This window comes from Vibrio sp. Evd11, from assembly GCF_900382755.1.
In the GTDB taxonomy this organism is placed as follows: Bacteria; Pseudomonadota; Gammaproteobacteria; order Enterobacterales; family Vibrionaceae; genus Vibrio; species Vibrio lentus.
In genome coordinates, this window is sequence record NZ_OSDX01000035.1 from 44541 (window position 1) to 53312 (window position 8772).

An 8772-nucleotide genomic window follows, 5' to 3' on the forward strand; every position below is an offset into this window, starting at 1 on the left:
GCTTTATTATCGATTAACTCATTGTAAAATCGTTTATTTTGATGGCTTCGTGGCCGATAATTGTGAAGCCTGAAAGCAGTCTATCTAGCTCAAATTGAGTCAGCGTAAATACCTGATTTTTCTCATTTGAAGGCCACTTATACTTGGCTTTTTCGAGGCGTTTATACCAGAGGGCGAAGCCTGTTTTATCCCAGTACAGCACCTTAATCTTATCGCGCTGTTTGTTGGTAAACAGGAACAGCGCACCGCTACCAAGAGGCAAGTCTGTATCATTTTCGATAATCGCCGCCAGGCCGTTGATGGATTTTCTAAAATCGACACTTTCACGATAAAGATAAATGTCTGGAGCGCTAAGCATCCCTTTCATGACAACGCTCCAATGAGTTCTGCCAGGTAGGCAGCGGGCGTGCCTTGAGGAATGCTCAACTCCACATCATTGATGAGAAGTGTCATGTTAGCGGTAGCTATCTGCGCCTGATACTTCGTTGTCTTTTCGACGATTTCGGCTCTAACAAATCCGACAGATTCCGATTGGTTTGCTGTTTGGAGTTGACGCCGCTTGGCGAAGAACGTGGATAAACTCAGTCCATGTTCTTCGCAAAAAGCACGCTGTGTAATATTGCTGCTTTCATATTGTTCAAACAGTGTTTGCCATTCTAGATTAGTGCGTCGTTTTGCCATTTCAACTCTCCTTTAGGTTGGAGAGTTGATCTTATTCTTCGTGCTGAAAGATTAGAATGCGTGCTTCATGGTGCGCTTACTTTTATTAAAGAGTTTTCGAACAAAGAAAGCTAAGTAACAGTGAAATAAAAAAAGGCTGAGCAGATTATCTGGCTCAGCCTTTTTACTCTTCAGACTTAGATCATTTATCTCCCGTGAGCATGCTGAAGAAGGTCTGTCTCGACTCAGGTGTGTTGTCTCTATGAGTTTCGTATTTTACATGCGTGTTTGCATCAACTGCTTTTGATAGCTTGATGCTCCAAAGTGCTTTCATTTGATTCGGTACAATTGAATATCGGACATCGATAATACGCAGATCATCTGATGGGTCCTGTGCAATATAACCATTTGAAAACCAGCGGAAGCGCTCAATGTCTTTGGCTTGTTGAGAATCAGGGTCAAGCCAAGGTAAATCACTGCTAACGTTCAGCTTAGCGATCGATTCTCCTGGATATACGTTTACCGATGTACCAACCCGCACTGCGTCTACATGGTAATGAGCCTCTGTTTCGTACACCACTTTCCAAACCAAGATATTAGCAAAGCTCGGTTTTGCCTCTAATCGAATCGGCGTATGTTGTCTTTGTTCCGCTAATTGCCACCCTATCGCCTCTGCCCTGTCTCTTTGTATCATTCCTAATGTTGGATAAATTAGAGCCCAAGCAAACGCAACACGCGCTAACCAAGGTGCTCGCTTCAATGTTGCAACCACCAGCAATATTAAGATGGGAAGCGTATAGACAGGGTCGATGATTGATATGGTATTCCAAGCAAAACGCGCATTGGTGAAAGGCCAAAGTAACTGCGTGCCATAAGTGGTACAAGCGTCTAACAATTCATGAGTGCCATAACCCAGAGCACAAAAAAACCAGCTTTGTTTGAAAGAGAGCCCGCGCCTTTTTGCAATGAGGTGATGCAAAACCAAGGCACAGATCAAACTGCCAATGGGGATAAAGAAGAGTGAATGGGTAAATTGTCGATGAAACTCCAAAGCCAACAATGGATCAGTCTGTGACCTAATCAATGCATCTAAATCTGGAGCCAATCCAGAGAGTAGACCTAATACCCCAGCGACAACCAAGTTCTGTTTTTTGCTTGCCGACTGTGACAAAGAAGCGCCTAACACGCCCTGCGTTAAAGGATCCATAAACCACTCATTGATAGCATTCCGTTGAATCAAACAAGATACATTTAGCTATAGCAGTGAATTGGGTTAAATAACAATATTTTGCCAAGATACTCATGCACATAAACGTATAAAAGTCGGCTGACAGATATAAAAAGAGCAGCCAAATGACTGCTCTTTTTTATTCGTTAGTACTAAATCGATCTGTTCATACCCAACACATAGTATCGAACAACAAAAAATTAACGAGCAACCATGCTTGCCGCGATAACCACCAACAGTACTGAGAAAATCTTCTTGATTGTTGGAACGGGTAAATGGTTGGTTGCTTTTGCGCCTAACGGAGCCGTAAACCAAGAAGTGCACACAATACCAAGCAACGCAGGTAGATAAACAAAGCCAGCAAAACCGTCGGTTAGTGCAAAATGGCTGCTGCCTGAGCTGATGTAACCTATCGAGCCAAATAGCGCGATGACAATGCCACAAGCCGACGCGCAGCCAATAGCCTTTTTCATATCGACAGAGAAAAACGTTAATAGCGGAACCAGTAATGCACCACCACCGATGCCAATCATCGCAGACAATCCGCCCGTGATCGTTGTCAAGACGGTTAAGATGCCCTTATTTGGCAATTTTCTTTCTTTAGGCACGTCGTTTTTACTGCTTAAGAACATCTTTATTGCGATAAGAACCACACTCACTGCAAACACAATACGAACAACTTTTTCTGGCAATAAAGCCGCCATAAAGCCACTAACTAATGCGCCAAGAGCAACACCGAGCATGATCCAAGGCGCCAGATCCCAAGGGACGTTGCCATTCTTGTGGTGAGCAAGTGCAGAAGAAGTTGAGGTGAACAGTATCGATGCCAACGAGGTAGCGATGGCCGCAACAACCACTTGATCCGCAGGTAAAATCTCTAAGTGAAGTAAAATGCTGCTTAGCACCGGAACAATGATCAGCCCTCCGCCAATCCCCAAAAGCCCGGCAAGAAAACCAACACCACTGCCTAATAATGCACAGTATAAAATCAACAACAGCAATTCACTCATTTCATCCATCTCTTAATTAAATTAATTGTCTTAAATAACGCACTATTAATGTGGTTATATTTCCATCAAGCTAATTAATATAACTGACACCGACTTAAACATTCAAACAGAATAGATCATGAATATTCCTCATGTTCAATGTGAAGTAATACCATTGTTAAAGGTGAACCTATCCACGTATAAAAACCTTAAGCAATTAACTTTATACGACAGTAATGCTACTAAGCATTAATTTCAGACAGCATAGCCTTCGATTCTTAATCTGATCACAAGCAAAAAATAAAAGCCGTTTTAATACTAAAGACCGAGAGAATCAGAAAACAAATTGGGATACCAAATCAGCATGAATAAAGAATTTAATTTTACGATTAAAAGCATTAGCCTCGACGAAAACTACCAGCCTGCAGACAGCACGCGTATCACAACCAACTTTGCTAACCTGGCTCGCGGTGACAGCCGTCAAGCGAACTTACGTAATGCACTGCAAATGATCGATAACAGTTTCAACGCGTTAGCACACTGGGACAACCCTAAGGGCGACCGTTACTCTGTTGAGCTTGAAATCATTTCTGTTGATATGGACATTGAAAGCAACGGCGAAGCATTCCCTTCAATTGAAGTGCTGAAAACCAATATTCTAGACCGTAAAACCAACGAGCGTATTGAAGGCATTATCGGAAATAACTTCTCTTCTTATGTTCGAGATTATGACTTTAGCGTACTTCTGTTGGATCATAATAAAGGCCAAGATAAATTCAGCATTCCAGAAGATTTTGGTGATTTACACGGCAAGCTATTTAAATATTTCGTTAATTCTGACGCTTACAAAAAGAACTTTAATAAGCCACCTGTTATTTGCTTAAGTGTCTCAGATAATAAAACCTATTACCGCACTGAAAACCAACACCCAGTATTAGGTTTTGAATACCAGCCGAATGAGTCTTCTTTAACTGAGCAATATTTTAAGAAGATGGGCTTACAGGTTCGTTATTTCATGCCGCCAAACAGTGTTGCACCTTTGGCTTTCTATTTCTTTGGTGATCTGCTGAACGATTACTCTAACCTAGAGCTTATCAGCACCATCAGCACCATGGGTACGTTCCAGAAAATCTACCGACCTGAGATTTACAACGCGAACGCGGTTGCGGGCAACTGTTACCAACCAAACTTGAAAAACTTGGATCACTCGCTGACTCAAATCGTGTACGACCGTGAGGAGCGAGGCCAGCTAGCGGTTGAACAAGGTAAATTCGCAGAAGAGAAGTTCATTAAGCCATACCAATCAGTTCTAGAAAACTGGTCGGCAAATTACGCACTTTAATCGTCTATTGCGCTCTCAAACCACCCAAGGATAGGCAGTATTATTATGAAAACACTATTACCGACTTCAACAGCGGGCAGTTTGCCGAAACCGTCTTGGCTTGCACAACCAGAGACACTTTGGTCACCATGGAAACTGCAAGGCGACGAACTCACAGACGGCAAACAAGATGCGCTGCGTGTCTCCCTGCACGAACAGCAGCAAGCAGGCATTGATATTGTGAGTGATGGTGAGCAAACACGTCAGCACTTTGTAACGACCTTCATTGAACACTTGAATGGCGTTGATTTTGAAAAGCGTGAAACCGTTAAAATCCGCGACCGTTACGATGCAAGTGTACCTACAGTCGTTGGCCCTGTTTCTCGTCAGAAATCCGTGTTTGTTGAAGATGCGAAATTCTTACGTCAGCAAACCGACCAACCGATCAAATGGGCTCTGCCGGGGCCTATGACCATGATTGATACACTTTACGATGCGCATTACCAAAGTCGTGAAAAGTTGGCGTGGGAGTTTGCGAAGATCCTCAACGAAGAAGCAAAAGAGTTAGAAGCAGCAGGCGTTGATATTATTCAGTTCGATGAACCTGCGTTTAACGTGTTTTTTGATGAAGTGAATGATTGGGGCATCGCTTGCTTGGAAAGAGCCATTGAAGGGCTTAAGTGCGAAACAGCTGTGCATATTTGCTATGGCTACGGTATCAAAGCGAATACGGATTGGAAAAAGACGTTAGGCACAGAGTGGCGCCAATACGAAGAGGTATTTCCTAAGCTGCAGCAATCGAATATCGATATTATCTCTTTAGAGTGCCACAACTCTCATGTACCACTTGAGTTACTTGAGCTGGTTCGAGGCAAGAAAGTGATGGTCGGCGCGATCGATGTTGCAACCGATTCCATTGAAACACCAGAAGAGGTAGCTAACACTCTGAGAGAAACACTTAAGTATGTTGATGCAGATAAGCTCTACCCTTGCACCAATTGTGGCATGGCCCCCCTACCTCGCGAAATTGCCTCAGCTAAGCTTAATGCGCTAAGTGCTGGCGCAGAGATCGTTCGTAAAGAGATTTCAGCGTAACGTTTTCTCAAAAGGATCTACAAAGTTAAGATCTTAAAGCCTAAGTGTCACATTGATGCTTAGGCTTCTGTACTCTTCTCAACTTCCACTCTCTATTTATCTATTTATCTAAGAAGACAGCCATCTTCCTCAGAGTGCTTAGCGCCTTATCAAGCTCGTCTCTTTCAATGCCTTCAGCGCCACTTTCTGCCCATACTTCCTGTTTTTGATCTAATCGGTTATATGCATCCCTACCCTTTTCAGTCATGTTAACCAATTTTGCTTTTTTGTGATTTGGGTTATCAAGCCAAGTTAGTAAACCATCTTTCACCATGATGTCGGTAACACGCTGAGTCGCTTGTCTGCTTTGCCCCATAATACGGGCAATTTGAGAAACCGTGACCAGATCATCGGACTTTTCGATCGCACCCATCACCTTCCATCTGGCACTGCTTAACCCTAACTCTTCGGTTAATTTGTCACCCTCTGCATTCAATAGACCACTGACCTTAAAGATCTCTAGTGCGATCTTTGTGAAAACTTCTCCATTCGTATCCATAACACTCACTTTGACAACATGCTGTCATTAAATTAGACTTAAACTAAATTGACAACATGCTGTCATTAAATTAGACTTAAACTAAATTGACAACATGTTACCAAATTAAAGGCGCGAATGATATGAAACCAATAATCCACAGAACAGCGGCATTAACAGCAACACTGTGTGTCGCTATATTCTTTACCAGCACATTGCTTGTAGAACTGTTTGGCACTTTGGAATCAGTGAAGCTAGTCAAGTCGATGATCGTTTTTCCAGGCTTGTTTATTCTTGTCCCAGCCATTGCTATCACAGGTGCGACCGGAGCAGCCATGGCAAAACAACGCAAAGGGAAAATTGTTGAACGTAAAAGTAAACGCATGCCAATTATCGCGTTCAACGGGATCGTTATTTTGATTCCGGCCGCGTACTTTTTGAATCAATGGGCAAGTCTAGGAGAGTTCGACTCAGTGTTTTATGGCGTTCAGGTTTTGGAACTGATCGCAGGCGCGACCAACCTAACACTGATGTCTTTGAATATCATGGACGGCAGAAAGTTTCGCCCTAAGAAAGCAAAACAAGTCTAAGCCCGTCGTGTATAAGCAAACCGATGAGCTTTATACGCGGCTGTTTACCAGGTTTTATCTAGGTCTTGGGTATATAAAGAGATCGCTCGATGGTACTCTTTGATCGCCTCGCTATTTGTCGTGGAAACTAGAAGCTCAAGTAACAGCGACGTCGCCTCTTTATGGCGGCCTAAATTGTACAAGCACATTGCGTAAAAAGGCTTCACTTCTATCGAGTCAGGATATTCAACCATCGTCTGCTCGAAATAGCCTAAAGCTTCTGTATAAAGGCCAAGGCTTCGATAAGTACTCGCCAAGCCGAACAGCGCATCAAAACGTTCTACTGAAGAAAGCACACCAGACAGAGACAATACATAGTGCTCAATCGCCTGTTGCTCTTTGCCTTGGTTGTCGTAAGACCACGCAATCTGTAAATGTGCTTTCGCTGCATAACTTTTATCGCTTAGCAGCGTCGCCAATAAGTCACGAGACTCTTGATACTTTTCTTCTTTTCGCAATTCGATTGCTTGTTTGATAACGGTGTCCATAATTCTCCCTGACGCTAAGCGCTGTGCTTTGGGTTCATTTCCTCGAACATCTGTTTATAAGACTGAGTTTGCAGTGCCGATTGAGTCAACCCGAACTTACTGGCTAACAACTCAAGCTCACTTTTATACACAGACAACTTAGATTCATCGTCCGTCATGAGAGCAAACTCAGCAAAATCACCGATACCCGCAAGAGAATCGACCGTGATATGGAACTCTCCAACAAAGTAAATACTGCGAGTTTTCTGCGCTTTAAGAATCACTTCGTATCCCAAGTTCTCTAGCATGCTCTTGGCATTCGTCGCATCGGTGATATTTGTCGCTTCACATCGATCAGGCTCAGGGCCTTTTACAATCCATAACTTGATACCCGACGGCTCCATAGTACGAATACACAAGCTTTTGTTGTGAGCCTGCAAGCTTCTATCAGGGCTATCGAAATACCAATCGCATTCTAGGTTGTCTTGCAGCATGACTTCATGAGGAATTAGGTTCAAAGTTTTCGAGAACTCAGATTTAGAGCTAAGTCGATACTTCAGCTCTACTTCATATTTACCTTTGAAATGATCGTTAGTCATAGATTAGCTCGATGTAAAAAAGGCGATACTAGCACACGAACCACATCCGAAATACAAACTGACGCACAACACAAACTAAAGCCGTAAAACTATGTCCGACACGCTAAAACACGCTTCCATTCTTCTTGGTTCATAGCGCCTTTCGGAAGGTAAATGTTGCGTTTTTGCATCGTACCTTTCGTGTATGAAAGCTTGATAACTGACCCGATGTCAAAAGGAAGAATATTTCCCTGTAACTTGATATCGCAAGCGTAACCATCGAAACAGACATGATTGTTCGATATTTCAAAAGAGCTATTGCGAAACTTCCACCATAGCGTCACGACTTTTAATACCGCAACAGAACTGAGCATCAACCCAATAGTAGGCAGTGATTGAGGGTTACCATCAAATAGCCAATAAACAGACAACAATAAGAATGCAGCGAGTGCGAACTCAAGCAGTGTATATTTAACAAAATTTAATTGGATACGGTTATCCATGACACCCTCTCAATAATGTTCCCAAAGGCAGCTCCATTTCAACGAGCCCTTTCACTTCAGACAACTTAGTAAAACCTTTTGATTGATAAAGCTTAATAGCGGGGTTCTCACTGAACACGCGCAACACTAACTGAGCCGATGCTTGATTATTCGCATGTTCAATAGCTAAATCGAGACACTTAGAACCAAAGCCTCTACCTTGATATTCAGCTAATATCTGCAAGTCCCTAAGAAACGTTGTATCACTGGTGTAACTGAAGCGAATAACACCAATACGGCGATCCCCCACATAAATTTCATAGTTATCCAGTTCATCCCAACTGCGTAAAAACTGACTATGACCCCAAGCGATTCCACGCGCATCGTAATAACTCGCCATATTCGTTTTGGTGATCGATTCAGCGAACTTAGGATCGGAACCTTTGACTAACCTTACTTCCATATTGTGTCCTTTGTTTCTAAATCAAACATTGAGCAATACGTAATTAAAGTACCAAGAGTATTGCATAGTGTTTGAACCATCCTAATCAATCTGATTCCTTGTTTAACGCCTTCTCTAACCACATTGAACTGATGTATTGACCGTTTTTCTTCGCATATTCATTGAACACTCCGACTTCTCGAAATCCAAAACGTTTATGAAGTGCTATTGAAGCCTCATTAGGTAAAGCAACACCTGAGAGTACGCGGTGAACACCATAATCACTAATCGATGCAAATAGCTGAGACTTAACAACCACCTACTAAAGTAGGTGGGTTAGTATTACGGACTGAAAGTCCGGATA

Annotated in this window: 12 protein-coding genes and 1 pseudogene; 3 read left to right on the forward strand and 10 right to left on the reverse strand. The window is 42.7% G+C overall.

Annotated features, from left to right (window positions below; translation table 11 throughout):
* Positions 1-13 precede the first annotated feature (13 nt).
* The 4 genes from tnpB to ED652_RS15105 form a co-directional block, all read right to left on the reverse strand.
* The gene (tnpB, locus tag ED652_RS15090; RefSeq protein WP_122055344.1) at positions 14-367 is read right to left on the reverse strand and encodes an IS66 family insertion sequence element accessory protein TnpB; all 354 of its coding nucleotides are present in this window, start codon (positions 365-367) and stop codon (positions 14-16) included.
* A complete protein-coding gene (locus tag ED652_RS15095; RefSeq protein WP_122055345.1) occupies positions 364-681 on the reverse strand; it encodes a hypothetical protein in 318 nt (105 codons plus the stop codon). The genes tnpB and ED652_RS15095 overlap by 4 nt, the downstream gene beginning before the upstream one ends.
* 181 nt (positions 682-862) lie before the next feature.
* Positions 863-1867, reverse strand: a complete 1005-nt coding sequence (locus ED652_RS15100; RefSeq protein WP_122055346.1) for a metal-dependent hydrolase — start codon at positions 1865-1867, stop codon at positions 863-865.
* Positions 1868-2088: 221 nt separating this feature from the next.
* On the reverse strand, positions 2089-2898 hold the full coding sequence (locus ED652_RS15105) for a sulfite exporter TauE/SafE family protein (protein ID WP_122055353.1): 810 nt from the start codon (positions 2896-2898) through the stop codon (positions 2089-2091).
* 343 nt (positions 2899-3241) lie between these two features.
* Here ED652_RS15105 and ED652_RS15110 point away from each other — a divergent pair, with 343 nt between their 5' ends.
* Positions 3242-4219, forward strand: a complete 978-nt coding sequence (locus tag ED652_RS15110) for a DUF1852 domain-containing protein (protein WP_076679260.1) — start codon at positions 3242-3244, stop codon at positions 4217-4219.
* Between the two features lie 45 nt (positions 4220-4264).
* Positions 4265-5293 (forward strand): methionine synthase, encoded by a 1029-nt coding sequence (locus tag ED652_RS15115; RefSeq protein WP_122055347.1) that lies wholly within the window; start codon positions 4265-4267, stop codon positions 5291-5293.
* A gap of 100 nt (positions 5294-5393) precedes the next feature.
* On the opposite strand, the gene ED652_RS15120 is transcribed toward ED652_RS15115, so the two are convergent.
* Complete coding sequence (locus ED652_RS15120; protein WP_102464613.1) at positions 5394-5831, reverse strand: MarR family winged helix-turn-helix transcriptional regulator; 438 nt, start codon at positions 5829-5831, stop codon at positions 5394-5396.
* Positions 5832-5953: 122 nt separating this feature from the next.
* Here ED652_RS15120 and ED652_RS15125 point away from each other — a divergent pair, with 122 nt between their 5' ends.
* Positions 5954-6400, forward strand: coding sequence for a hypothetical protein (locus tag ED652_RS15125; RefSeq protein ID WP_122055348.1), 447 nt, complete (start codon positions 5954-5956; stop codon positions 6398-6400).
* Between the two features lie 44 nt (positions 6401-6444).
* On the opposite strand, the gene ED652_RS15130 is transcribed toward ED652_RS15125, so the two are convergent.
* From ED652_RS15130 to ED652_RS15150, 5 genes and pseudogenes are all read right to left on the reverse strand, one after another.
* Positions 6445-6927, reverse strand: coding sequence for a tetratricopeptide repeat protein (locus ED652_RS15130; protein WP_122055349.1), 483 nt, complete (start codon positions 6925-6927; stop codon positions 6445-6447).
* 14 nt (positions 6928-6941) lie between these two features.
* Positions 6942-7505, reverse strand: a complete 564-nt coding sequence (gene cyaB / locus ED652_RS15135; protein ID WP_122055350.1) for a class IV adenylate cyclase — start codon at positions 7503-7505, stop codon at positions 6942-6944.
* 89 nt (positions 7506-7594) lie between these two features.
* The gene (locus ED652_RS15140; protein WP_122055351.1) at positions 7595-7987 is read right to left on the reverse strand and encodes a hypothetical protein; all 393 of its coding nucleotides are present in this window, start codon (positions 7985-7987) and stop codon (positions 7595-7597) included.
* A complete protein-coding gene (locus ED652_RS15145; RefSeq protein WP_122055352.1) occupies positions 7980-8429 on the reverse strand; it encodes an N-acetyltransferase in 450 nt (149 codons plus the stop codon). Before ED652_RS15145 ends, ED652_RS15140 begins: the two co-directional genes overlap by 8 nt.
* Before the next feature lie 85 nt (positions 8430-8514).
* Positions 8515-8715 (reverse strand): annotated as a pseudogene (locus tag ED652_RS15150) (N-acetyltransferase family protein); the annotation flags it as partial.
* Positions 8716-8772 lie beyond the last annotated feature (57 nt).